The 25,145-nt window shown below is 48.3% G+C and carries 21 protein-coding genes; 5 read left to right on the plus strand and 16 right to left on the minus strand.

All coding sequences use genetic code 11. The features are described 5' to 3' along the window. Window positions 1-89 precede the first annotated feature (89 nt). The 3 genes from BFC18_RS10160 to dinB all read right to left on the minus strand — a co-directional run bounded on the left by BFC18_RS10160 (window position 90) and on the right by dinB (window position 2,365). Entirely contained in the window at window positions 90-956 is an 867-nt protein-coding gene (locus BFC18_RS10160) for an MBL fold metallo-hydrolase (RefSeq protein WP_070125449.1), read from the minus strand. A gap of 100 nt (window positions 957-1,056) precedes the next feature. Beyond that, complete coding sequence (locus tag BFC18_RS10165; RefSeq protein ID WP_245680368.1) at window positions 1,057-1,287, minus strand: DUF1653 domain-containing protein; 231 nt, start codon at window positions 1,285-1,287, stop codon at window positions 1,057-1,059. A 1-nt stretch (window position 1,288) separates the two neighbouring features. After that, entirely contained in the window at window positions 1,289-2,365 is a 1,077-nt protein-coding gene (dinB, locus tag BFC18_RS10170; RefSeq protein ID WP_083273011.1) for a DNA polymerase IV, read from the minus strand. Between the two features lie 544 nt (window positions 2,366-2,909). Here dinB and BFC18_RS10175 point away from each other — a divergent pair. Then, window positions 2,910-4,553, plus strand: a complete 1,644-nt coding sequence (locus BFC18_RS10175) for a S8 family serine peptidase (protein WP_070125452.1) — start codon at window positions 2,910-2,912, stop codon at window positions 4,551-4,553. A 78-nt stretch (window positions 4,554-4,631) separates the two neighbouring features. On the opposite strand, the gene nqrM is transcribed toward BFC18_RS10175, so the two are convergent. The 10 genes from nqrM to bamJ all read right to left on the minus strand — a co-directional run bounded on the left by nqrM (window position 4,632) and on the right by bamJ (window position 14,349). Beyond that, window positions 4,632-4,865, minus strand: coding sequence for a (Na+)-NQR maturation NqrM (gene nqrM, locus BFC18_RS10180; RefSeq protein ID WP_070125453.1), 234 nt, complete (start codon window positions 4,863-4,865; stop codon window positions 4,632-4,634). Between the two features lie 12 nt (window positions 4,866-4,877). Beyond that, window positions 4,878-5,900 carry an FAD:protein FMN transferase gene (locus BFC18_RS10185; RefSeq protein WP_070125454.1) on the minus strand — a complete coding sequence of 341 codons (1,023 nt, stop codon included), beginning with the start codon at window positions 5,898-5,900 and terminating at the stop codon, window positions 4,878-4,880. 63 nt (window positions 5,901-5,963) lie between these two features. Beyond that, window positions 5,964-7,193, minus strand: a complete 1,230-nt coding sequence (nqrF, locus tag BFC18_RS10190; protein ID WP_070125455.1) for an NADH:ubiquinone reductase (Na(+)-transporting) subunit F — start codon at window positions 7,191-7,193, stop codon at window positions 5,964-5,966. A 20-nt stretch (window positions 7,194-7,213) separates the two neighbouring features. Further along, a complete protein-coding gene (gene nqrE / locus BFC18_RS10195) occupies window positions 7,214-7,822 on the minus strand; it encodes an NADH:ubiquinone reductase (Na(+)-transporting) subunit E (protein ID WP_070125456.1) in 609 nt (202 codons plus the stop codon). A gap of 5 nt (window positions 7,823-7,827) precedes the next feature. Then, window positions 7,828-8,460, minus strand: a complete 633-nt coding sequence (locus BFC18_RS10200; RefSeq protein WP_070125457.1) for an NADH:ubiquinone reductase (Na(+)-transporting) subunit D — start codon at window positions 8,458-8,460, stop codon at window positions 7,828-7,830. 12 nt (window positions 8,461-8,472) lie between these two features. Continuing rightward, window positions 8,473-9,237: a Na(+)-translocating NADH-quinone reductase subunit C gene (locus BFC18_RS10205; RefSeq protein WP_070125458.1), complete on the minus strand. Its 765-nt coding sequence runs from the start codon at window positions 9,235-9,237 to the stop codon at window positions 8,473-8,475. Continuing rightward, on the minus strand, window positions 9,227-10,426 hold the full coding sequence (locus tag BFC18_RS10210) for an NADH:ubiquinone reductase (Na(+)-transporting) subunit B (protein ID WP_070125459.1): 1,200 nt from the start codon (window positions 10,424-10,426) through the stop codon (window positions 9,227-9,229). Before BFC18_RS10210 ends, BFC18_RS10205 begins: the two co-directional genes overlap by 11 nt. Window positions 10,427-10,429: 3 nt before the next feature. Continuing rightward, the gene (locus tag BFC18_RS10215; protein ID WP_070125460.1) at window positions 10,430-11,767 is read right to left on the minus strand and encodes a Na(+)-translocating NADH-quinone reductase subunit A; all 1,338 of its coding nucleotides are present in this window, start codon (window positions 11,765-11,767) and stop codon (window positions 10,430-10,432) included. A gap of 607 nt (window positions 11,768-12,374) precedes the next feature. After that, window positions 12,375-13,553 (minus strand): enoyl-ACP reductase FabV, encoded by a 1,179-nt coding sequence (gene fabV, locus BFC18_RS10220; protein WP_070125461.1) that lies wholly within the window; start codon window positions 13,551-13,553, stop codon window positions 12,375-12,377. A 139-nt stretch (window positions 13,554-13,692) separates the two neighbouring features. Beyond that, window positions 13,693-14,349, minus strand: coding sequence for a BamJ family beta-barrel-assembly machinery protein (bamJ, locus tag BFC18_RS10225; protein WP_211481025.1), 657 nt, complete (start codon window positions 14,347-14,349; stop codon window positions 13,693-13,695). Between the two features lie 197 nt (window positions 14,350-14,546). Here bamJ and ppc point away from each other — a divergent pair, with 197 nt between their 5' ends. Continuing rightward, complete coding sequence (gene ppc / locus BFC18_RS10230; RefSeq protein ID WP_070125463.1) at window positions 14,547-17,171, plus strand: phosphoenolpyruvate carboxylase; 2,625 nt, start codon at window positions 14,547-14,549, stop codon at window positions 17,169-17,171. A gap of 105 nt (window positions 17,172-17,276) precedes the next feature. Here ppc and BFC18_RS10235 read toward each other — a convergent pair whose 3' ends face one another. Genes BFC18_RS10235 through BFC18_RS10245 form a run of 3 tightly spaced genes read right to left on the minus strand, consistent with a single transcriptional unit; the run spans window position 17,277 to window position 20,443 of the window. Then, a complete protein-coding gene (locus BFC18_RS10235; RefSeq protein ID WP_070125464.1) occupies window positions 17,277-18,743 on the minus strand; it encodes a DUF2271 domain-containing protein in 1,467 nt (488 codons plus the stop codon). Continuing rightward, a complete protein-coding gene (locus BFC18_RS10240; RefSeq protein ID WP_070125465.1) occupies window positions 18,743-19,645 on the minus strand; it encodes a calcium-binding protein in 903 nt (300 codons plus the stop codon). Before BFC18_RS10240 ends, BFC18_RS10235 begins: the two co-directional genes overlap by 1 nt. 9 nt (window positions 19,646-19,654) lie before the next feature. Then, window positions 19,655-20,443, minus strand: a complete 789-nt coding sequence (locus BFC18_RS10245) for a DUF4198 domain-containing protein (protein ID WP_070125466.1) — start codon at window positions 20,441-20,443, stop codon at window positions 19,655-19,657. A gap of 192 nt (window positions 20,444-20,635) precedes the next feature. Between BFC18_RS10245 and BFC18_RS10250 the strand changes: the two genes are divergently transcribed. The 3 genes from BFC18_RS10250 (at window position 20,636) to BFC18_RS10260 (ending at window position 25,079) form a co-directional block, all read left to right on the plus strand. Next, window positions 20,636-23,014 carry a TonB-dependent hemoglobin/transferrin/lactoferrin family receptor gene (locus BFC18_RS10250; protein ID WP_070125504.1) on the plus strand — a complete coding sequence of 793 codons (2,379 nt, stop codon included), beginning with the start codon at window positions 20,636-20,638 and terminating at the stop codon, window positions 23,012-23,014. Between the two features lie 142 nt (window positions 23,015-23,156). Then, window positions 23,157-23,753 carry a PepSY-associated TM helix domain-containing protein gene (locus BFC18_RS10255; RefSeq protein WP_070125505.1) on the plus strand — a complete coding sequence of 199 codons (597 nt, stop codon included), beginning with the start codon at window positions 23,157-23,159 and terminating at the stop codon, window positions 23,751-23,753. A gap of 27 nt (window positions 23,754-23,780) precedes the next feature. Then, on the plus strand, window positions 23,781-25,079 hold the full coding sequence (locus BFC18_RS10260; RefSeq protein WP_070125467.1) for an NADPH cytochrome P450 oxidoreductase family protein: 1,299 nt from the start codon (window positions 23,781-23,783) through the stop codon (window positions 25,077-25,079). The last annotated feature ends 66 nt before the right edge of the window (window positions 25,080-25,145 follow it).

Consider the following 25,145-nt stretch of genomic DNA (forward strand, 5'->3'; position numbering starts at 1 on the left):
AGGGTGATTCAGGTTTCTTTCAACCTGACGGGTTTGCCAGCTTCGCTGGGCAAACAAAAAAGGAGGCTTTACGCCTCCTTCAGATAAGATTACCAAAGTGTTTTTATCCACTTTTCTGTACTGATAAAGTTCCAGCTCCAACTGTCCCACTGGCTACCCAGGCCTTTCTCAATTGCCTGCTCCTGAGTGAGTCCATCCGCTTTCATTTTCTCTACCGTGCTGCGGGTTTCTTCAATCATTGCGAGAAAGTTTTCGTAGTCAGCTTTGTCTGCCAACGGGCCATGACCGGGAATAATAATGGTATCGTCATCAATTTTACCCAGTAAGGTTTTCACCGCCGCCACGTATCCATCAACGCTGCCACCGGAACTTAAATCAATAAACGGAAATCGTTTATTGAAGAACAGATCACCGGTGTGCATGACATTGGGCTCTTTAAACCACACCACACTATCGCCATCGGTATGACCGTGTTCGAGGTGAAAAACGTTGAGGGTTTCGTTATTAAAATGAATGGTAATGCCATCCGCGAACGTCACCACGGGCAACGCGCCCGGAGCGACTTTTTCATCTGACGCCAGACGAACACGCACATTTTCGTGGGCGAAAATTGTGCTGTCTTTATGGTCGTGGAAGAATGCGTTGGCGCCAGTGTGGTCACCGTGGAAATGGGTGTTTACCAGATATTTTGGTGCATCGTTACCCAATTCTTTCAGCGCGGCCGCAATCTTTTCAGCCAGCGGCGCAAACTGATCATCAATAATGAGAATACCGTCTTCACCGGCAGATACGCCGATATTGCCACCGGCGCCTTCAAACATATGCACTGAACCGCGCAGCGGCGTATCTTTTATTTTAACGTTATCAAAATCCTGAGCGATTGCGCCACCTGTGCAGCCAATAAGCGTGGCTGCCGCTATCAGCGAATTAATTTTTTGTTTAACTGGAAATATCATCTTCTTTCCCTGTTTATGTGTGTTGTGACAGATACGCAGCTTACAAACGAACAGTGCATTTGCAGTTCAGGTTTACCTGATGTCGCTTCAACGGTATCCGTTAGTCCGGATTATGCTCGTCAATATAACGAAATCTCGGTACAGCGTCGCCATCAACCTCTACATTCTCAACAAACATCTCCAGTGGTCTTACCCACAACGCTCTGTCGCCGTATTCGGGGCGATAGACGACCAATTTGGTTTCGTCTTCAGAATGGGTAGCCACACCAATTACAGTATAAAAGTTGCCTTTATAATGCTGATAAGTTCCGGGTTTAATGCTGTTTGGCACCTTAGTCATCCTCCAAAGGTAGCTTTAATTGTTCAACAGATGTTCCGTCAGCCAGACCAATATGAATACCCACCAGCCTCACACCTCTTCCCCTCGAACGCTGCCAGGCTTCGTCGAGCAGTTCATAAAAGAAAGGCGCTTCGATATCGTGATGCCGGTGCTCTACTGTGGTCTGTTGAAAATCCTGGAATTTTAGCTTAACACCCTGCGAGCGTATGAGGCAGCGTTTTGCGCCAGATTTCTGTAAATGTGACGCTATTCGTTGCTGCATTTTCTCCCACAACGCAGGGATAACGTCTCGGCACTCCTCCAGCGAGTGTAAATCTGTGCTAAAGGTACGTTCAACACCAATGGATTTGCGCTCCCGAGTGGTATTAACATCACGATCATCAATGCCGTGAGCACGATTCCACAACACGGTACCAAATTTTCCCAGCTCCTTTTGCAAACGCTCGAAGGGGTATTCCCGCACGTCAGCACAATTATGCAAACCCAAGCGCTGCAACTTTTGTTGCGTCACCTTGCCTACCCCGGGAATTTTAGCTAATGGCATGGCACGAACGAAACTGTCGAGTTTGTCCGGCGTAATCACACACAGACCATCGGGCTTGTTTTCATCACTGGCCACTTTGGCTACAAATTTACAGGGAGCGACACCAGCGGACGCGGTTAGATTCAACTCCTGCTTGATTCGCCGGCGAATATCTTCAGCGATTAACGTGGCGCTGCCATTAAACAGCCGCGTGTGTGTGACATCAAGGTAGGCTTCATCGAGTGATAAGGGTTCGATGAGATCGGTGTAATCGTTGAATATTTCGCGGATTTTCTGGCTTTCTCTAACGTAAACATCCATGCGGCCAGGTACGAGAATGAGATCAGGGCACAAACGTTTCGCATAAGCGGTAGCCATAGCCGAACGTACACCGTATTTACGCGCAGGGTAGTTACAGGTAGAAATAACTCCACGGCGATCAGAGCTGCCGCCAATAGCTATTGGCTTATGGGTTAACGACGGATTATCACGCATCTCAACTGCCGCGTAGAAGCAATCCATATCAACGTGAATGATTTTCCGCACATCGCCACCATACTGTATACATACACAGCATTTTAACGAAAATTGCCAGCAATGAAAGTGTTTAATTGGTCTGCTCTAATACTCCTCTTCTCTTTGCTGAATAAAGCAGATTTTTTGCAAAGTATTATTCCGCCCTTGCTAAAAAATTTCTGAAAATTTATCCACGCCACCTATAAATCTGTTTTTATTTCATTTTTATGAATTTAAATATTAAGTGACGCCTATCTGCCTGTACCGCCCTGTTGCTGTATCTCGCAGCAAAATACTCACCCGCGCATTACGTGTCTATTCCGATACGAGATTATGCGAGGTTATACGTTACAGCCCCCACCTATCCGTAGTATAGATTTCGTGCTGCTTAGCAAAAGTAGCTTTTACAACGCTTGCGTATCGCCGTTTCATTTAGCCGATTTTTTAGTCGACGGAACGGCAAAGGAAAAACAATAAAGCCATCTGAAATGGCGTGCACAGGCCGGTTAAACACCCCGAAGTAGCGCTCCGCAGAGAGCGAGTGGGAAAAAATAACGACAAGACAGGAAAATAAATGTCCAAATCATACACATTTCCAACCAAAACCCTTATTGCAACGTCATTAAGCTTAATTGCTCTGTCGGCGAATGCGATCACGGAAACCAGCGACGCAGGTCCGATCAAGGTAGCGTCATCGCCCCTAACACCATTAGATTTGAAAGAACTTCGGGGGCTCCAGCGTAATGCAAGGGGTGGCGCGGAAGAGCGCTATATTGTGACCTTCAAGGCAGGTATTGCTGAAGAAACAGAATCTGGCTTAGAGACTACCAGCAAAGCCAATCCGCGGGCGATGTCAGTAGCATCAGTGAAATCGGCTATTCAGCGTGTAGGTGGTAAAACGCATAAAGTGATGTCACGCCATGGTATGGCGTCGGTAACGCTTAACAAGAAAGCACTCAATGCACTTATGAAAAACAAAGACATTGAGGTTGCTCCCGATCCAAAACGTCACCTGATGGCGCAGACCACGCCTTACGGTTACAACATGGTTCAGGCAAACCAACTGTTCCAGTCTGATACCAGTGCCCGTAAAGTGTGTATTATCGACACAGGCTACAATCTTGGGCATCCCGATCTTCCCGGTCAAAATGACGGTGTTACCGGCCAGGGGAATAACAGTGCGGTTGGCAACTGGTATAACGACGGTAATGGTCATGGCACACACGTGGCAGGCACCATTGCTGCCTACGACAACACAGAGGGCGTGATTGGTGTTTATCCCGGCGTAAACTTACACATTGTGAAGATTTTTGATGATAGCGGCAGTTGGACTTACGCTTCAGATATCATCACCGCCATCGACCAATGTCAGGATGCTGGCGCCGACGTGGTAAACATGAGTTTAGGCGGAGCGGGTTCATCGTCAGCAGAAGCCAACGCGATGCAGGGTTTTGTTGATGACAACATGCTGCTGGTTGCTGCTGCCGGTAATGACGGTAACAGTTCACTCTCCTATCCCGCGTCTTATGATGCAGTTGTCTCTGTTGCAGCCGTTGATTCAGGAAAGAACCGCGCAAGCTATTCGCAATACAATCCTCAAGTGGAGATTTCTGGGCCAGGAAGCTCAGTCTATTCAACCTATCCTTCAAGCAGTTATGCTACATTAAGCGGCACCTCAATGGCGACGCCCCATGTGGCTGGCGCCGCTGCGCTGGTATGGAGTTTTCATCCTCAATGTAGTGCAAGTCAAATCCGTAATGCATTAAATGCAACAGCAGAAGATCGTGGCAGCGCAGGTCGTGATAATTATTATGGCTATGGTCTGGTTCGTGTGGGAGAAGCCAACAGCTACCTGAACAATAATGGTTGTGATGGCAGTGGTGGTGGCGGTGGTACGCCAACTGAACCTGGTGTAGAACCGGTATCGGGTCAGCTTACTGGTCTTTCTGGTTCACGTTCAGCCTGGGATCGATACACCTGGACCATCCCTGCTGGCGTTTCCACCATGACCATTCAGATTGCCGGTGGCAGTGGTGATGCAGACCTCTACGTTCGTTACGGTTCTCAGCCAACGACCAGTGCGTATAATTGTCGCCCATATAAGAGTGGCAACAACGAAGTATGTACTTTCACTGTACCTGAAGCAGGAACATGGCATATCGGACTGCGCGCATATAGCACCTATAGCAATGTAACCATGAGCTATTCTTACGAGTAATCCCAACCTCTCGTAGAATAAAAAAGGCCGGTACAAGATCTACCGGCCTTTCTTTACACTGTTAATTCAGCGTACTCATTACAGGATCTGGTTGTCTTTCCATTCCGAAATTTTCTTCTGACGGGCTTCTTCTCTTTCCATGCGCGCTTTTTTCCGGTCGCAAGGCTCCGGGCAATCACAGGCCTTTTCAATACCCAGCGCACCTAACCCGCCGCAACTACCGGCGATTGACTTCTTTTGCACCATGTATCCAACACCCATGGCCATCACCATGGCGAGAAAGAATACGAATGCGAGAATAAAGGTGGACATAGTTAACGACTCCTAATTTTTCACTTCAACGATTTCATCGAACTGTGGCGAAGCATATTCTTCAAATCCGTCTTTCGTTCGTTTGATCAGAAATACGGCTAAATCCTCTTTCTCCGCAAGCGCTTTTGCTTCATCCCAACCCATCACGTTAAATGCCGTAGCTAAACCATCGGCTGTCATCGATGACGGATGCACCACGGTAACCGACACTAGATTGTGCGTGATCGGCGCTCCGGTGCGCGGGTCAATCAAATGCGAATAGCGTTTGCCATCCATCTCATAGTAATTGCGATAGTCACCCGACGTTGCAATTGCATTGGTACCCACTGAGACAATTTTCTGTACAGAGCGTTCCGTTGACACGGGTTTCTCAATGGCTATTAACCATTCCTCACCATTGCCCCGTTCGCCCTTCACGCGCATTTCGCCGCCGATTTCTACCAGATAATCATGTAAGTTATTCTTCTCCATGATTTCCGCAACCTGGTCAACACCATAGCCTTTAGCAATGGTCGACAAGTCCACGTAAACCATTGGGTGCAACTTACGCAATCCATCCGGCGTCATATTTATTTTATCAAGACCCACATAGGCGCGCACTTCTGCAATTTGCTCTTCGCTAGGTACTTTTTCAGGGCGCTTATTCGGACCAAAACCCCACAGGTTTACCAACGGGCCTACCGTTACATCCAATACACCGTGACTGAGCTCGCCGAGTCTCAGCGCTTCATTCACTACTTTCGTTGTTTCAGCACTCAGAGCTACAGGCGTTGTGTAACGATTCTGATTGAAGCGAGATAATTCTGACGTTGGGTCGTAGGTAGACATCAGCTTATTGATTTCTACCAATCGTGCGTCGATCTCATCCTGCAGACCCTCAACTTGTCCGCGTTCATCAATCACATACTTTACATTGTAGGTTGTCCCCATGGTGTTGCCATGAAGATGAACAACCTGTTTTGCTTCCTGAGCACAGGCGCTCAGAAGCAGACCAGCAAGAAAAACGATACCAATCCGCAAATACTGACTAATCACTTGTTATCCTTTATCGACTAAAAAAGGGGGCCAAGCCCCCTTTTCAATTATACCGTTTGCTGATTAACCACCAAAGTCATCAAGCATGATATTTTCGTCTTCTACCCCAAGATCTTTCAGCATGTTAATAACAGCTGCGTTCATCACAGGAGGACCACACATGTAGAATTCACAGTCTTCCGGTGCTGGGTGGTCTTTCAGGTAGTTTTCCAACAATACGTTGTGGATGAACCCTGTTGCACCAGTCCAGTTATCTTCAGGCTGCGCATCAGACAGTGCGACGTGCCAATCGAAGTTATCATTCTCTTTGGCCAGCTCATCGAAATCTTCTACGTAGAACATTTCGCGCAGTGAACGGGCACCGTACCAGAATGAAATCTTACGGGTTGATTTCAGTCGACGAAGCTGGTCGAAGATATGCGAACGCATTGGCGCCATACCTGCACCACCACCGATGAATACCATTTCTGCGTCAGTCTCTTTCGCGAAGAATTCACCGAACGGACCAGAGATAGTCGCTTTATCACCTTCTTTCAGGCTCCAGATGTAAGAAGACATCTTACCCGCAGGCAGAGACAGATTATTAGGCGGCGGCGTAGCGATACGCACGTTCAGCATAATAATACCTTCTTCTTCCGGGTAGTTCGCCATTGAGTAAGCACGGATGGTCTCGTCATCAACTTTAGATTCGATGTCGAAGAAACCAAAACGCTCCCAGTCGGCACGATACTCTTCAGGAATATCGTAATCCTTGTATTTCACGTGGTGAGCAGGTGCTTCAATCTGGATGTAACCACCAGCTCGGAAAGGTACGCTTTCACCGTTAGGGATCTTAAGCTTAAGCTCTTTGATGAAGGTTGCTTTGTTGTCGTTAGAGATAACTTCACAATCCCACTTCTTAACACCAAAGATTTCTTCTTCAAGCTCAATCTTCATGTCTTGCTTAATCGCAACCTGACATGACAGACGGCAACCTTCACGGGCTTCACGCTTAGTGATGTGATCAAGTTCGGTAGGCAGAATCTCACCACCACCTTCTTTGATGTCTACACGACACTGGCCACAAGAACCACCGCCACCACAAGCAGATGATACGAAGATACCCGCTTCTGCCAGCGCGCCTAACAGCTTGCCGCCAGGCTGAGTAGTAATCGCTTTCTCAGGATCGTCGTTGATCATGATAGTTACGTCACCGCTTGGTACCAACTTAGATTTGGCAAACATGATAATAAATACCAGTGCCAGAACGATGACAATAAACATGCCAACGCCAAGTAACATTTCAATACTCATTTATATGCTCCTTTGCGTTATTACAGCGCGATACCAGTGAAAGACTGGAAGCCTAACGCCATCAGACCCGCGATCATGAACACAGAGCCCAGACCACGAATACCATCAGGCATATCAGCGTACTTCAGTTTTTCGCGAACAGCCGCCAGCAACACAATTGCCAACGCCCAGCCCATACCGCTACCAACACCATACACGAAGCTCTCACCCAGGCTGTATTCACGTTGAACCGCGAATGCAACACCACCGAAGATTGCACAGTTAACTGTGATCAGAGGCAGGAAGATACCCAGTGCGTTGTAAAGTGCAGGGAAGAACTTATCCAGCGCCATTTCCAGAATCTGAACCAATGCAGCGATAACGCCGATGAAGGTCAGGAAGTTCAGGAAGCTCAGGTCAGCATCAGGGAAGCCAGCCCATTTCAGTGCGCCAGGAGCCAGGATGTTTACATAGATGATCTGGTTAACCGGTACAGAAATACCCAGTACCACGATAACCGCTACACCCAGACCCATCGCTGTTTTAACTTTCTTGGATACGGCCAGAAACGTACACATACCCAAGAACAATGACAGCGCCATATTTTCGATAAAAATCGAACGAACAAATAAAGACAGATAATGTTCCATGACTATTACTCCTTAGGCTCAACCTGTTCAGGACGCAGGGTGCGCAGAATCCACACCATACCGCCGATCAGGAAGAATGAGCTGAAAGGCAGGATAAGCAGGCCGTTTGCCTGATACCAGCCACCGTTTTGTACCAGAGGCAGAATTTCGAAACCTAAGATGGTGCCGAAGCCGAACAGTTCTTTCACTGTACCGATACAAATCAGAATGAAGGAGTAACCCAGACCATTACCAATACCGTCTAAGAAGCTCATCAACGGTGGACTCTTCATCGCATACGCTTCTGCACGACCCATTACGATACAGTTGGTAATAATCAGACCTACGAACACCGAAAGCTGCTTAGATATCTCATAAGAGTAAGCTTTCAGAATCTGGTCAACCACGATTACCAGAGACGCAATGATGGTCATCTGGATAATAATCCGCACACTTGAAGGAATTTGATTCCGGATGGCGGAAATAAACAAGTTAGAGAACGCCGTTACGCTGGTTAGAGCCAGAGCCATAACCAGAGCCGTTTCCAGCTTGGTAGTAATCGCCAGTGCTGAACAGATACCAAGTACCTGCAGGGCGATTGGGTTGTTGTCGAGAATCGGTCCAAAGAGGACCTTTTTCATTTCTTTAGTGTCAGCCACGATAAGTATCCTTTATGAACGCCATGCTTGTTTCTTAAGGAAAGGACCGAAGCCCTGCTCACCTACCCAGTATTGGATGGTGTTTTCAACACCGTTACTGGTCAGGGTCGCGCCGGAAAGTGCGTCAACAGAGTATGGGTTTTCAGGGTTAGCGTTTTTCTTAACCTCAATAGCCACATCGCCGTCTTTATACAGCTTCTTACCATCCCACTTCGCTTGCCAGGATGGATTCTGCACTTCACCGCCAAGTCCTGGCGTTTCTTTTTGCTGATAATAAATAAGCTCTTTCACAGTCTGGCCATCAGCTTTAACAGCCAGGAAACCGTACATCAGATCCCACAGACCACTACCGTGAACAGGCAGGATCACGCGGGAAACATCACCAGCTTCGTCTTCAACCAGGTAGACACTCGCTACTTTCGCACGTCGCTGGAAGCCAACATTGCTGCCTTCAACCTTGATGCTGGTTTCGTCTTCTTTCGCCGCTTTGTACATGTCGTAGTCTTCAGACGGCTTTTCAGTGAATTCACCAGTGCTTAAATCAACATAGCGCGTTTGCACGAACTCTTTAAACGTTGCATCGATTTCGTCACTGCTCATGCCCATTTTGTAAAGGCCAGCAGCAGTCAGAATGTTAGTTTGCTTATCGAGCTTAGCGTTAGCTTGCTGCTGAGAGCGCAGACCTACCGCAGCACCTGATACGATAATGGAACAAACCAGACAGACGGCAACAACAACGCCAACTGTTTTACCTAAAGTTTCTTTCTTAGCCGACACGAGCTACCCTCCGCTTAATATTGCTTTGCGCGACGAAATAGTCGAACAGTGGTGCCCACAGGTTGGCGAACAGAATTGCCAACATTACACCTTCTGGGAAGGCCGGGTTAAGCACACGAACAAGTACGGTCATGAAACCGATGAAGATACCGTAAGCCCACTTACCTTGATTGGTAAATGATGCAGATACCGGATCAGTCGCCATGAAGAACATTGCGAAAGCCAGACCGCCGACAACAAAGTGCCAGTGCGCAGGCATTGCAAACATTGGGTTGGTGTCGCTGCCGATCATGTTCAGTAAGGTTGCGAAGAACGCTACACCCACCGCTACACCCGCAACAATTCGCCAGCTGGCAATGCGCATGTAGATGATAAACAGGCCACCCAGCATAATTGCTAAGGTTGACGTTTCACCTGAAGAGCCTTGAATGAAACCAAAGAAGTGATCCCACCATGCCGCTGTATCAGAGAAGTCGTAGCCAGTCGTTGCCGCTTGACCCAGGGTAGTTGCACCTGAGTAACCGTCAGCCGCTACCCATACTTTGTCACCAGACATTGCTGCTGGATATGCGAAGTAAAGGAATGCACGACCTGCCAGAGCAGGATTAAGGAAGTTACGACCTGTACCACCAAAGACTTCTTTAGCGATAACCACACCGAAGGTAATACCCAGTGCAACCTGCCACAGAGGCACAGTAGCTGGCATTGTCAGTGCGAACAGTACAGATGTTACGAAGAAGCCTTCGTTTACTTCGTGCTTACGTACAGAAGCAAACAGTACTTCCCAGAAACCACCTACCGCGAACGTTACCGCGTAGATAGGCAACCAGAAGCAGGCACCGTAGAAGAACAGACCCAGGCCACTGGCGTTAGCGATATCGCCGCCCAGCGCAGTGAACAGGCCAGCCTGCCATGAATCTGGCAGAGATGCACCGCCAGCAATAGCGTCTTGCGCTTGCAGGCCGATGTTATACATACCGAAGAACATTGCCGGGAAAGTCGCGATCCACACCATAATCATGATGCGTTTCAGATCGATACTGTCACGTACGTGTGTACCGGCTTTGTTAACCATACCAGGAGTGTAGAAGATGGTTGCAGCTGCTTCGTACAGGGCATACCACTTTTCGTACTTTCCACCTGGCTCGAAATTTGGTTCGATTTTTTCCAGATAGGCTTTTAAACCCATGACTTAACCCTCTTTCTCAATAGTGGTCAGACAGTTACGCAGAATTGGACCGTAGCTGTATTTGCCAGGGCACACATAGGTACACAGCGCTAAATCTTCTTCGTCCAACTCCAAACAACCCATAGCCTGAGCACTGTCGGTGTCGCCTGCAATCAGGTCACGCAGTAACAGTGTTGGAAGAATATCCAGAGGCATAACACGCTCGTAGTTACCGATTGGTACCATAGAACGTTCTGAACCGTTGGTAGTGGTAGTCATGTCGAAATCTTTGCTACCCAGGTGACCCAGATAAGCACGGGTAACTGAGTGCTTGTCTGAACCAGGAGTGATCCAGCCAAGGAATTTCTTCTCACGACCTTCCATCAGTGCAGACACCTGTAGGTGATAGCGACCAAGGAAACCATGAACACCGCGTGCAGTGGTACCGTTCAATACAGAACCAGAAACCGTGCGCACTTCACCATCGTTAAGCTCGCCGGCAGTCAGTTCAGCGATATCTGCACCCAGTAACGTACGTACCAGGCGAGGATTTTTCGCTGCAGGACCAGCCAGAGAAACAACGCGACGGTTATCAACTTCACCCGTAGTAACAAATGCGCCGAAAGCTAATACGTCCTGGTAGTTAATTGACCAGACGATTTTCTTCGCACCTGCCGAATCTAAGTAATGAATGTGCGTACCAGCGAGGCCTGCCGGGTGTGGACCACCGAACTCTTCAACTTCAACGGCTGCGTCGCCGGTAGATACTGAAGCACCTGCTGCTTTACACACGTATACCTTGCCGCCTGACAGTTGCTTAAGCACTTTTAAGCCAGCAACAAAATCGTCGCTACGCTCAGCGATGATTACTGCAGGATCTGCAGCCAGTGGGTTGGTATCCATTGCGTTAACAAAGATGGATGAAGGAGTAGAACCTACCGCTGGCACTTTACTGAATGGACGGGTGCGTAAAGCAGTCCACAGACCGGAGTCTACCAGTGAAGTTTGCAGTTGTTCCTTGGAAGCGTTAGCGATCTGGTCTGCAGCAATTTTATCGAAAGTAACAGCTTCGCTGCCTTCGATTTTAACTACAACAGATTGAAGAACACGTTTGGCGCCGCGGTTTACTTCTACCACTTCGCCCGCAGCCGGTGCAGTGAACTTCACGCCTGGATTCTTTTTATCTTCAAAAAGAATCTGGCCTTTAGCTACTTTGTCACCAACTTGGACATGCATGGTAGGACGCATGCCAACATATTCTTCTCCCAGAACGGCAACGCGCGTGACAGCAGCTCCATCGGAGATTTGCTGTTGCGGCGCTCCCTTGATAGGGAGGTCGAGACCTTTCTTGATTTTTATCATACGTAATCGCACTACTCTAATAGAAGAACCCTTATGCATAACTGCAGCCTGAGCTGCCTGCATGCAGAAGCGCACTTCTTAATCAGGTATCCGTCACCCAAAGTTTTATTGAATTTCCGTTGCAGCGTTCTCACCAACCAGTTTCTGGTGGTAAATCTCGATACGTGCCGAGAATATCTTATTATTAGGGCCGTTGTTTTTACTGAAACCAGCCCCATAGCTACTACTGAAGCGGTGTTGAAGTAAAAACCGGAAGCAGAGAATAAAACGCCCTCTACTTAACTACGGGATTTTAGCATCATCGCAACGCGTTACGCTATGCAAATAATGGATAATCCACAATATTTGTTAATTTTTAATATAACTGCAGGTTAATTTTGCAATACACAGGTAACAACCTGCGATGTCAGGCGCTTTTCTAGTGTAGACCATCTCGGCCTGACTGCTCAGAAAGTGAGCGCGCTATTCACTGGCAGATGCCAATACTTCGGAATGGCTGAAAATACTACCACATTGAATGTGATTTAAATCTAAGACTTAACGCCTATATTCTGACGTAAAACGCAAAAAAGCCGTCTATCGACGGCTTTATTATAATTTTGTCAGATTACCATTTAACCGCGGTATCAACGTCGGCTTCGTAATCGACGCCTGGAATATCAAATCCAAATAACTTCAGGAACTCATGATGATATCCGGCGTAATCGCTTAATTCATGGAAGTTATCTTGTGTTACCTGATCCCACAGCGCCTTGATTTTCGCCTGGGTGGCATCGTTGGTTTCCTTGCCATCCATACGATAACGATTCGCCTCGTCTACCGCACCGGTTTCACCGTAAAGGCACTCTGTGTACAAACCAAAGATTTGTTCAATACAACCTTCATGGGTGCCTTCTTCTTTCATCACTTTGTAAATCAGTGAAATGTAAAGCGGCATAACCGGAATCGCTGAACTCGCCTGGGTAACCAGTGCTTTTAATGAAGACACGTTTGCTTCAACCAGCTTATCAGTGTGCTTTCCGATAATGGCAGCGGCGGCACGGTCGAGATCTTCTTTCGCCTTACCGATAGTCGCCTGGCCATAGATAGGCCAAGTCAATTCTTTACCGATATACGTATAAGCCGTGGTCTTACAACCTTCAGCCAGCACCCCGGCATCGCCGAGGAAATCCATCCAGCGTTCCCAGTCTTCACCGCCCATCACCTTGATGGTGTTGTGAATTTCTTCATCGTTGGCAGGTTCCAGGGTGACATCGTGCACTTTATCTTTGTCGGTGTCGTAAGTTTTAGTGGTATAGGCCTGGCCTACCGGCTTCAAAGTCGACTTGAAGGTATCGCCACTTACCGGGTCGGTACGACGTGGAGAAGCCAGTGAATAAATCACCAGATCAACAGAACCCAAGTCAGTTTTAATTTGTTCAATCACCTGCGCTTTCATTTCATCTGAAAAGGCATCGCCATTTAAGGTTTTTGCGTACAGACCATTCTGTGCAGCCTGCTGATGAAATGCTGCAGTGTTATACCAGCCCGCTGTCGCTGTTTTGCGCTCAGTCGGTTCTTTTTCGAAACAAACACCTAAGGTTTTCGCACCATAGCCAAAAGCGGAAGTGATACGTGACGCCAGGCCGTAACCGGTAGAACAACCGATAACCAACACATTTTTAGGGCCGTCACCAAGGTCGCCCTGCTGACGAACATAATCAATTTGCTCTGCTACTGAAGCAGCACAACCCGCTGGGTGTGCGTTAGTACAGATAAAGCCTCTGACTTTAGGCTTGATAACCATAGTAGTTTTTCCTTTGATAATTGTGCGCGTATTGTAATCGCGTCTGTGGCATTTACAACTCTGAGCAGATGTCGTGTGAAGATGCCATACAGGCAGGAAGGAAGGAAGCGACAGTGTGTACACACTGCCGCCATGGGGATTAACCCAGGATGTCGAGTAACTCAACATCGAATACCAGCGTAGAGTAAGGGGCGATCGCGCCGCCTGCACCCTGTTCGCCGTATGCCAGATCGTAAGGAATGTACAGTTTCCATTTTGCACCTACTGGCATTAACTGCAGTGCTTCAGTCCAGCCGCGGATCACACCGTTTACTGGGAATTCTGCAGGCTGACCGCGCTTGTAAGAGCTGTCAAATACGCTACCATCAATCAGTGTACCGTGATAATGAACGCGAACCGTGCTGTCTGCAGCAGGCTTGCCACCTTCACCAGCTTCAATAATTTCATATTGCAAACCGCTTTCGGTTACCGTAACTTCATCACGTTCTGCATTTTTTGCAAGGTAAGCGTTACCTTCTTCAATTACCGCTTTGCTTTGCTCAGCTTTAGCAGCCTGCATGCGTTGGTGAATTTCACCAAATGCGTTGCGCAGCGTGTCGGTATCAACCTGTGAGGCTTGACCATTGAACGCATCGCTCAGACCATCGAGTACTGCATCTAGAGACAGGCCTTCGAACGGATTGGATTTAAGCTGCTCTCCCATTTGGAAACCAACACCATAGCTTGCTTGCGTTTCAACGCTGGTATATTTATCGGTCACATTGACTCCTGAAAGTAAATTACAAGATTTGTTCATTATTTAGCCGCATTTCGTTACTCAAAGTGCATGCTAAATAACCTGGCACGGAGTGTATCATATCAGCCTGCAACATGCTTGGGGCTTGGGATTTGTTAAATGAACTTTTCATTAAGGTTTAATTTATAACGGAATGACGTTAGACAAGTTTAACAATTTTGAAGTATGGTTATGGGCATATACAGTAGGAGGATGCTATGCAATCACACTATGATGCTGAACTTAAAGACACAGTTCGGTACCTGGGGAAAGTCCTTGGCGAAACCATTCAAGCTGAATTAGGTCAGGAATGGTTAGACCGCATTGAGACCATCAGAAAAGATGGTCGTTCTTCATATCAGGGCGACGCAACCTGTAGCGAAAACCTGAAAGAAATTTTCAAAAAACTTTCAGATTCTGATCTTTTGACGGTTGGCCGGGCATTTGCTCAATTCCTGACATTGGGCAATATTGCTGAGCAGGAATACAACAGTGCGATGAGCGTAGATGCGTCGTTAGATGCGCTGTTTGAACACCTGGATAAAGCTGATCTCAATGTTGAAAACGTACAGAAAGCGGTTTCAAAACTCAAAATTGATCTGGTACTCACGGCGCACCCTACCGAGGTGACTCGCCGTACACTCATTCATAAACAGAAAGAGTTAGCACAGTGCCTGAAGCATATTCACCAAGACACCCTCGAAGATCGTGAGCGCGACCGCGTTGAAACCCGTATTGCAGATTTAATCAGCCAAGCGTGGCATACCGAAGAAATTCGTTCTGTTCGCCCTACCCCGGTTGATGAAGCGCGTTGGGGCTTCTCCGTTATCGAAAACTCGCTGTGGGAAGCCGTACCTGACTTCCTCCGTGACCTCGACGAGCGTTTGCAGTCAGACTACAAAGTCAATCTGCCTCTGGATGCCGCACCGGTTCAGTTTAGCTCCTGGATGGGCGGCGACCGTGATGGTAACCCGTTTGTAACGTCAAAAGTGACTGAACAGGTATTACTGCTGGCCCGTAAGCGCGCTGCAAAACTGTTTGCATCAGATCTAGACCGTCTACAAGTAGAACTGTCGATGTTCGATTGTAGCGATGCCCTGCGTGAAGCTGTTGGCGCTGATGCCAACGAACCTTATCGCGCGCTGCTGCGCCCACTGGTTCGCCGCTGTGGTGAAACCCGCGACGGTATCGCCGATTACCTGGCAGGCAAGAAAGTTGACCAAAGTACCTGGGTTCAGCATAACGATGAGCTGCTTGAGCCTCTGATGCTGTGCTACGACTCATTAATTGAGTGCGGTATGCCAGTGACAGCCAATGGCTTGCTGCTCGACACTATCCGCCGGGTACAGTGTTTTGGTGTTCACCTGCTGCGTTTGGACGTACGTCAGGACTCAGAGCGCCATGCAGATGTATTCAGCGAGATTACCCGCTATCTTGGCCTAGGTGACTATGCGCAATGGAGTGAAGCAGACAAACAGGCTTTCCTGCTGCGTGAACTTAGCTCTAAGCGCCCACTATTCCCTGCACAGTGGGAAGCGTCTGACGACGTAAAAGAAGTACTCGATACCTGTAAAGTTATCTCTCAGCACAGTAAAGAAGGTTTCGGTATTTACATCATTTCAATGGCCAGTGAGCCATCTGATGTCATGGCGGTTCAATTACTGTTGAAAGAGTCAGGTGTAGACTGGCCAATGCCGGTAGCACCTTTATTCGAAACCCTGGATGACCTGAATAACTCGCCTTCAGTTATGCGTAAGCTGCTGTCTATCGACTGGTATCGTGGTTACATTAAAGGCCGTCAGTATGTGATGATTGGTTACTCAGACTCTGCTAAAGATGCCGGTGCACTGGCTGCAGGCTGGGCACAGTACGAATCTCAGGAAGCACTGGTACAAGTTGCCGATGAATTTGAAACCACACTGACACTGTTCCACGGTCGCGGTGGTACGATTGGTCGTGGTGGTCTGCCTGCACATGCAGCTATTCATTCACAGCCTCCAGGCTCACTGGAAGGTGGCTTCCGTGTTACCGAACAGGGTGAAACCATCCGCTATAAATTCGGTATGCCAAAACTGGCGAAGCAAAGCTTAGGTATTTACGCGTCTGCGATTATTGAAGCCATGCTGTTCCCGCCACCGGAGCCGAAGCCAGAGTGGCGTGAACTTATCATCAAGATGGCCGCTAATGGTCGTGACAACTACCGCGGCACCGTGCGCGAAGATAAAGACTTCGTACCTTATTTCCGTGTAGCCACGCCAGAGCAAGAGCTGGGCAAACTGCCGTTAGGTAGCCGTCCTTCTAAGCGTAAACCTCAGGGCGGTATTGAAAGTTTGCGTGCTATCCCGTGGATTTTCGCTTGGGCACAAACCCGTCTGGTACTGCCCTCCTGGCTTGGCGTAATGCGCGCTATCGATTCTGTGAAGGCAGAGAGCGACGCAACAATCGTGGAAGAAATGTTTGCTGAATGGCCATTCTACCGTTCACGTCTGTCTATGCTGGACATGGTGTTTAACAAAGCAGATCCACGAATCAGTGAAGCTTATGACGAGCGCTTGGTACCGGATGAGCTGAAGCACTTTGGTCAGGCGCTGCGTGACGAGCTGAAAGAAAGTGTGGAATCTCTGCTGGCACTCACCGGTCAGGAAAGCATCATGGACAAAGACCCAATGGGTAAAGAGTCGATGAATATCCGTGCCGGTTACTTGCAGCCTCTGCATTATCTGCAAATAGAACTGCTGGAACGTATCCGCGCAGCCGGTGACGACGCGCAGAATGCGGTACTAGAACGCGCGATGATGGTGACCATTGCCGGTATTGCAATCGGTATGCGCAACACCGGTTAATCCGGTCTTCGCCATAATGAACAAAGCCGTCGTGAAAACGACGGCTTTTTTGTATGTTTACATTTAAGGCATTGTCAGCAAGTGCACTAGCTTCTTCCGCTTTTGCTACAAAGAGACGGACACTTCACCAATTTCCCCCTTCCCCACCGCATGTAAAGGCTGTTTCATCAACGCCTCTAAATCGAGCGGGATTTTTTGGTAATTCCGACCACCGTCTTCCCGCGCGACTTCCACGTTCAGTACAAGTTTAGTCTGTTTTACCGGTTGTCCTTTTTCGTCATACCCGTCCCATAGCACATGCAGCGGCTTATTCTTGCGTGTTGCACCGGCGAATCCATCAATGAAGTCTTCATGGGTTCTACCTATTTTTCGCCACCACACTCTCAATTCGGTGAGCCAGCGTTGGCTATCACCACGAATTGACAGGCTTTTAATCAACTGCGCATTCTCGTCGGTTAACCACACAGAAACATAAGGGCCGTGATATTCCGGCACGTTAAAGCGCGGCAAAGTCACATCAATGGTTAATGGTTTAACGGCCGTATCGTGCTGATTTTGCCAAAATGCAAAGTAACCCTCAGTAGTGTTCACCCTTCCCTTTTGATCGGTGGTCTTAACCAGCACCTCAGGCTTATCAACCAGAAAATCGTTAAGTTGCGTGGTAGAACTGACCACGGCCAGTTGCGACACTATCGCGGCATCAAACACATTGGGTGCAACCACGTGGGAGGTTAAGCCCGACGCAGGCCAGCCATCACTGCTATCCAATACCCCACTTTCTGCGGCCCCTATTACCACCTTGCGGTTAGCAGTGTCTATGATGGCACCGGAAAACACGTCGTGATGTTCCATTACTGGTTTATCAAACAGCGTCCAGCCAGATGGTGACTTGCCTTCATGGGTTATGGACGTCTTGTTTACCGTAATAGAAAATGCGCCGTCTTCGCCTACGATTTGCTTAAGATATTTAGTGATTCGGTTAGCGAGTAACGCATCCCCGATAATATCTAAATCCCAGAACGGAGCATCTGGCATACTCTGCGACATAACCTGCGGCATGATCTGCGGCATTAGCAATTGCGATGGCGCACTTAATGTTACCTTGGTCACTCTGGATGCTCTTGCCAGCTTCCGCGCTTCTCGACGTTCCAGCGTGCCTTCTCCAGCCACGTACTGATGCCAATACTGATAAAGCGCACCGTTCCGGCAACTCACTTTGCCTTCGGTAAGATGAAACCAATCCTCGCACTTGGCAAAACCCTCAAAAAGCCATGCAGGCACATCGTGAGCGCCAGGCCGTGATAAGTCGGCTACCAGTTTACTTTGTGGTGCCAATACTTCCGCGGTGTTTTGCACCAGCTCAACCAACGGCTGTTGCTTAACCTTTTCATGGCCGTTAACCAATTTTATGACAACGTCATAATCTGCTTGCTGAATATGAAGAGTGTGTGCTGAGTTTGCGAGTGTTGCTGAAGGGATATTTTCTGAAGTGGAGTGAGCGGCCGAGCTTGCCGCCTGTGCAGCAAAAGCTGCACAGGCACTCCAAACGAATACAATGAAGCTGCGTTTCATTAATTATTCACGCTCGCAGTTTGCGTTGCCTTATCGTCACTTTCTGTGCTTTCACGTTTAAAAACAGGCGCGGGATCATCTAATGTGATGAAGCCATCACCGGTGGTGTCGTAGCGACTGAAAGAGCGGAAACCAGACTGCATGTACTCGTTAAAAGTCATGTGACCGTTTTCATCTTTATCCAGCACGCCAAAACGTACGTAGGTTTGCTTTACCTGGCCGTCGTAAGTCTTTTCATACTGTGCATCCAGACGATCTTCAAACTCGAGCACGTATTCCTGTTCTGTCAGTACGCCATCGCCGTTCTCATCGGTTCGGGCGAATTGCTCATCTCTGACAGCCTGAAATTCTGCTTTATCGACTTTTTCATCACCGTTTGTATCGTACAAGCCCATAAAGCCTTCGATGTTGTGCGTCGTCGGCATGCGTAACATAGGGCGTTGTTCCAATTTCGGCTTATCATCGCTGTTATCAGCTCGGCCTTCACGTACCGGGTCAGGATCAGAGGCTAGAATAACCCCGTCTTTATTTTGATCCATAAAATCAAAACCACGCTCGCCAACAGCATCCATTTCCGCTTTGGTGATCTGCTTATTGTCATCCTTATCGATAGCGTTAAAGCGAATATGCGTTTGTTTTACCGAAGCTTTTCGGTCGGCCTGCATGCGTGTGGTCATTTTCCCTTCCCACTCGTACACATACTCATCTTCTTCTAGCGTACCATTGTGGTTGGTGTCGGTCGCGGCGAAACGTTGACGGCGGGCATCAACAAACTCTTCTAGCGACAGCTTTTCATTTCCGTCTAAATCGTAAGTGAGAATAATGCCGCTGGCACTGTGCGGAGCGGCCATAGCCAGCGGAGAAAGCAGCGCAGTAGCGATAAGTACAGAGTTAATTTTCATTGTTCGTCCTCAGAATGCTTCTAACGTAAGCGTTGTGGTGTAACTGTATACCGGCACGTCGGCCCCCTTTGGTGCAGGCGCTTTTACCCGGGCCTGAAGCAGGTACAACCCTTGCGAATTCAATGATACCGACGCTTCCCCTTTGGCATTTGTAGTAAGCGTTTGGAAATCAGACTCTTCACTAAACTGGTCGTTAGCCAAATACAGCGTGACTTTTTCATCAGCTACCGGTTCGCCTTCGTAAGTTAAGGTGAATGCAAACGTGTCGCCGCTAAACAAGCCATTTGGGTGAGTGCGAGGTACCAACTCAAGCCCTTGTCCGCTGGCTGCCAACACCGTATCAGTAGGGCCTTTTTTCGTTACATAAGTCACCGCACTGGTTACCGACTGAAAGTGCTCAGTTAATGTAGCGCCTTCTGGCAACGGCTTCTCATTGCCTCTCATGGAACCACGCTCACCATTGAGGTCGTAAACTCTGAAAATTGCTCCCATGCGCTTCCCGGTGGAGAAGCGATAAGTGCCTTCCTGCTCCATTGCCTGCTCAAGCACATTTCGCGTTTTTAAATCCACTACTGTCTCAACAGGTGACAGTTTGCCGTCTGGCGTTTCAACATCGAATTTTGCATTGCTGATTGCCACTTCTGGAACGAAAAATTGCTCGGCGAATGAAGCATCCAAGGTAACGGTGTCGCGGCTAACCGGTTCAAAACTCAAAGGTTTTAAATACGGCGTATGCGCTTGAGAGGCTGGGATAAAAAGCAGGCCCGCACAGACCAGCGCCAGGGAGGTTTTATGCATTTTTGTGTTTCCTGGTTGTAAAAAGTGAAGGGATCTTATTGCAAATACGAATTATTATCAATATTATCCTCATCAACTTTGGCTGACCCGTTCGGTTGTCCGTAACGTGACGTCGACTACTCACCCTTTATTTGAAGCAGTCAAAGCAAACATAAAAATCTACGAAAACAACACTACCGCATGGAGCCAATCATGACTTTCCAACGCACTGCATTATGTTTTGCAGTTACGGCGATCCTGTCAGGCAACGTTTTTGCCCAAGAAAAAGAACAACTTGCTGTTACCAAAGTAAAAAGCGAAGACGCCATTGAGTACAACAAAAATGAAACTACACTCGATGCGCAAGCTATAGCACTGGATTCCATCACAAACATCGAAGATACAGCGCGCTACATTCCCGGTGTTCAGATAAACGACACCGGCAACCGATTTGGTGATGATGGATTTAATATCCGGGGATTAGGCGGTGATGCGGTTGCAGTACTGGTTGATGGTGTCGCTCAGGGTGAAACTCTTAACCCGTCAACATTTGCCGCTTACGGTATGTTTGGCTCGAGTCGCGGCCAGGTTGAACTAGAGCACGTTAAAACAGTGACCATTTCAAAGGGGCCGGGCTCTGTGGCTATCGGTTCTGGCGCGTTAGCGGGTGCAGTGTCTTATGTCACTAACGACGCCGCGGATTTTCTGCCATTAACGGGTGATGCCACGGGCGGAAAAGTAAAAACAGGTTTCGACTCTCGTTCAAACGAGTGGCTGATGCACGGTACCGTGGCCAATCGTACTGGCAATTTTGAGAGCCTGCTGCAATATACTCGCCGTCAGAGCGATGAAACTGAAGCTCACAGCAATGGCGAAGATATTCTGGGTGCTGCTCGAGGCCAGGCTGATCCGATGGATAATACCAGCGATGCTGTGATGTTGAAGCTTGCTTACAACCTCGATGAAAATAGCCGCTTCGGTGTTGTTGTTGAAAAAACCGACCGTTCAACCGATGGGTTGCCGCTGTCGAGAGAACCGGCGGAAGGTACAACGGCAAGTTACTTCGATTTTTCCAGTTACGATGAAAACAATCGTGAACGCTACGGTGCATTTTACGAACAGGAAAATGCCAATAACCCGTTCTTCGACACAATAAAGCTTCAGGCAAACTATCAGGAATTGTATACGTCGGGTCTGACATCCTTCCTGTACAACAGTCAGGGTTCCGTAATACTGCGTCAGGAAGACCGCGAATTTGAGCAACAGTCGACAAATTTCAATGTCGATCTCACCAAACTCATCGAAGGTGATATCAGCCACAATATTGCGTACGGCCTGACTTATCAGAAAACCGAGTCAAACAATATTATGTACGATCGCCGCTACGACGGTGAAACCACCAGCGCAGCTTTACTCGACGGTTACCCTGTTCTCGATCAGGCATTTGTGCCTAAATCAGATAAAACGCTGCTCTCTTTTTATGCCACCGATACCATGGCTTTGAACGATGCCGTTAACCTGCACGTTGGCGCGCGCTATGATAGAACCGAGTATGAGCCGGAAGTGTCTGAAAACTTCTCAGATCCTACCGGGCAAAGTGTTCAGGATGCCAGCTTCAATGCGCTGGTTGGTGAATTGGCACTGAGCTATACCGTTGCCGAGGGACATGAAATTCTGGCTAAAGTGAGCCAGGGCTACAAAGCCCCGACGCTACAGGAACTTTATTTCGGCACCAATTCTGGTGATGAAATCACTGACATTGTCACCGGCGACGTTTATCAGGATCTCGATGAGGTAGCGAATCCCGAACTAGACGCTGAACGCTCGACAAACTATGAAGTGAGCTATCAGGCAAACTTTGAACGTGGATATGTCAATATTACGGCTTTTAAAACCAATTACACCAACCGTATTCAGAGTGAAACTTTCTCCAACGCTTATGGCACTGACGTAACAACGCAGTCCTGCAGCCCTTGGACTGGCGAATGTACGACGTCAGTCGTGAGTGAAGATACTTACACTCAACCGCGTAACAGTGGCGAAATTGCCATTAAAGGTCTTGAGTTCAGTACTTTCTATATGTTGACCGACAACATTACTGCACAGTTCGCGTACTCCACCATATCCGGTGAGTACAAATCTGAATATGTGCCGCTCAGTGAAGACAGCTTTGACTTCTACGACAGAGGCAACGACCTGGAGACACTGGCACCGGATGCAGCAACGTTATCGCTAGGTTATCTGTCAACAGATCACAACTGGGGTGTGAAACTACACGGCATGTATTCCGCCAAAATGGACAACAATGCCGACCAAAACAGTTTTGCATCGCTTAACAATGGCAGTGGCCCGTTCTTTTATCCTGGTAGTCTGACAACATTCGACCTCACCGCATTTTATCAAATCACAGATAATCTGAGACTGACGGCGGCGTTGTATAACCTAACAGATAAAGAATATTACCGTTGGGGCGTAGTGAGAAACCTGCGTTCAGGTAACGGCGGATTCTTCTCAGGCGTTTCAGGTAATGGCTTCCAGCGTTTCTCTGAGCCTGGCAGAAATGGCAGCGTGTATCTTACCTACGTATTCTGATAAAAAGGGTTAAACGCCCAACGACAGAGACTACTGGCCCACTTTGTGGGCCAGCTTTGCTTCAAAAAATAATAATTCGTATTATCATAACCAGATTATTCTGGTCATCCCCAGACTCCGTTTGTTCAAGTTGAGTAACATTATGCGATTTTCTTTAGGCAGCGCCCGCCAGTGGCACTGGATTTCTGCCGCAATCTGTATGGTCGGTATGCTTATGTTTGCCATCACCGGTATCACATTAAATCATGCAGCCGATATCGATGCTGTTCCGCAGCTAACTAACATTGAGAAAACGGTACCCGACGATCAACTCGCCCTACTCGATTCGATGGAGGAAGGTCCTGTGACGCTGCCCCGCTCGCTGCGTAACTGGTTATCAGACAACGGCATAGCGCCCCCCTCAGATAAAGAAGGCGAATGGGATGGCGTGGAGCTTTACGTTTCCTGGCCCGGTCCCGGGCAAGATCATTGGCTGTCTATCGATGCAGAAATGGGCGAACTGGTTTATGAAGGCACTGACAGAGGATGGATTGCCTATTTCAACGACTTACATAAAGGCCGCAATACCGGCGGTGTGTGGTCGTGGTTCATCGACATATTCTCCGCGGTGGTGATTATCTTTACCATTACCGGTTTACAACTTTTGCTTAAGCAAGCCCCACACAAAGCCTCAACTTGGCCAGTCACCGCAATGGGGTTGCTTATTCCGGTATTCATCATGCTCGTTTTCATTCACTAGTAGATCCACCGACAGGGAGTTTCCATTGTGACTGAATCACAACGTTTAATACTGGCTCTCGTGCTGGTTGCACTTTATCTGGTGTGGGTGGGATATTTATTCTGGCGCCATAAAGGCCGCTATTTATTTACTCACATCAGCGACAGTGAACTACTAGTTGCCTACGCCAGCCAAACCGGCACTGCACAAGGTGTTGCTGAGGAACTGGCGAACGATTACCACACACAAGCCCGCCCGCTTTCCGCTATCACAATAGAGAAGCTAGCTGAATATCAAAGGGCTATATTCGTAGTAAGTACTTACGGTCATGGAGAACCACCGGATAACGGCCGTTCATTTCTAAGACGATTAAACCAGGCTAACGCTAGCTCAACCGATTTGTCGCACCTTAATTTTAATGTCATTGCATTGGGCGATAGCAAATATCCTCACTTTTGCGCGTTTGGAGAACAAATCGAAAAAGGGTTAAAAGCGCTGGGGGCGGTGGCATCAACGGCACTGGAAAAAAGGGACAGAAGTGACAGTGCACTTACGCAAGATACGAGCGTGCAGGCCGAATCTGAATTCGAGCAATTTACCCTGGTGAATCGCAGGCAGCTTAATAACGATAGTACCCGACCATTATTCGAAATCGATTTACGCCCGGCTAGTGACGCGTTTTCGTGGCACCCTGGCGACATTCTGGACATCCTTCCCGGCATTAACTCCGGCGTTCAAGAGCAAGCCGCAGCCCGTAGCTACACCATCGCCTCGCTTCCTGAGGAAGGTATTATTAAGCTGATTATCAGGCTGGTGATTAAACCGGATGGTGAATTGGGTAAAGCGTCTGGCTGGGTTTCCCGTCAACTCGACATTGGATGCCCGGTTCGCGGTAAACTTCATCGGAATCCGTCTTGCTACCTTACTGAAGATGCAAAGCCTATTCTGCTGATTGGCGCTGGCAGTGGGCTCGCCGGCATTCGCTCTCAGTGGCTTCACGCGACTAAACAGGCGTCCCGTCGCCTTTACGTCATTTATGGAGAACGCGAGCCCGACAACGACGACGTACTTCCGAAAGTGATCGAGCCTTCAATTCAGCATGCCCCCACAACAGCGGTAAATCGCGTTTTCTCACGCTGTCAGGAACACCCATCTTACGTGCAGCAAAGCCTGAGCCTACAAATGGCAAATCTGCAAGACGTGGTTGATAACGGTGGGCAGATTTATGTTTGCGGAAGCTACGCCGGAATGGGCGAAGGCATACATCACACGCTTAGCACTATGTTAGGTGAAGATACCGTCACCCAGCTTATTGATGCCCGCCGCTATCATCGCGATGTGTATTAACTATTCCCTCCATGACAGCGGCGTATTGGCGCGGCTAACAAAAGCGCCACTACGACAACGTTATCA

Origin of the sequence: Alteromonas confluentis (genome assembly GCF_001757105.1) — a bacterium.
Lineage (GTDB): Bacteria > Pseudomonadota > Gammaproteobacteria > Enterobacterales > Alteromonadaceae > Alteromonas > Alteromonas confluentis.

What these genes read in the sequence shown, in the direction of transcription:
- BFC18_RS10210 (WP_070125459.1), bottom strand. Translation starts at nt 10,426, where the DNA reads ATGGGTTTAAAAGCCTATCTGGAAAAAATCGAACCAAATTTCGAGCCA.
- BFC18_RS10215 (WP_070125460.1), bottom strand. Translation starts at nt 11,767, where the DNA reads ATGATAAAAATCAAGAAAGGTCTCGACCTCCCTATCAAGGGAGCGCCG.
- bamJ (WP_211481025.1), bottom strand. Translation starts at nt 14,349, where the DNA reads ATGAACAAATCTTGTAATTTACTTTCAGGAGTCAATGTGACCGATAAA.
- BFC18_RS10235 (WP_070125464.1), bottom strand. Translation starts at nt 18,743, where the DNA reads ATGAAACGCAGCTTCATTGTATTCGTTTGGAGTGCCTGTGCAGCTTTT.
- nqrF (WP_070125455.1), bottom strand. Translation starts at nt 7,193, where the DNA reads ATGAGTATTGAAATGTTACTTGGCGTTGGCATGTTTATTGTCATCGTT.
- nqrE (WP_070125456.1), bottom strand. Translation starts at nt 7,822, where the DNA reads ATGGAACATTATCTGTCTTTATTTGTTCGTTCGATTTTTATCGAAAAT.
- fabV (WP_070125461.1), bottom strand. Translation starts at nt 13,553, where the DNA reads ATGGTTATCAAGCCTAAAGTCAGAGGCTTTATCTGTACTAACGCACAC.
- ppc (WP_070125463.1), top strand. Translation starts at nt 14,547, where the DNA reads ATGCAATCACACTATGATGCTGAACTTAAAGACACAGTTCGGTACCTG.
- BFC18_RS10245 (WP_070125466.1), bottom strand. Translation starts at nt 20,443, where the DNA reads ATGCATAAAACCTCCCTGGCGCTGGTCTGTGCGGGCCTGCTTTTTATC.
- BFC18_RS10240 (WP_070125465.1), bottom strand. Translation starts at nt 19,645, where the DNA reads ATGAAAATTAACTCTGTACTTATCGCTACTGCGCTGCTTTCTCCGCTG.
- BFC18_RS10160 (WP_070125449.1), bottom strand. Translation starts at nt 956, where the DNA reads ATGATATTTCCAGTTAAACAAAAAATTAATTCGCTGATAGCGGCAGCC.
- BFC18_RS10255 (WP_070125505.1), top strand. Translation starts at nt 23,157, where the DNA reads ATGCGATTTTCTTTAGGCAGCGCCCGCCAGTGGCACTGGATTTCTGCC.
- nqrM (WP_070125453.1), bottom strand. Translation starts at nt 4,865, where the DNA reads ATGTCCACCTTTATTCTCGCATTCGTATTCTTTCTCGCCATGGTGATG.
- BFC18_RS10175 (WP_070125452.1), top strand. Translation starts at nt 2,910, where the DNA reads ATGTCCAAATCATACACATTTCCAACCAAAACCCTTATTGCAACGTCA.
- BFC18_RS10250 (WP_070125504.1), top strand. Translation starts at nt 20,636, where the DNA reads ATGACTTTCCAACGCACTGCATTATGTTTTGCAGTTACGGCGATCCTG.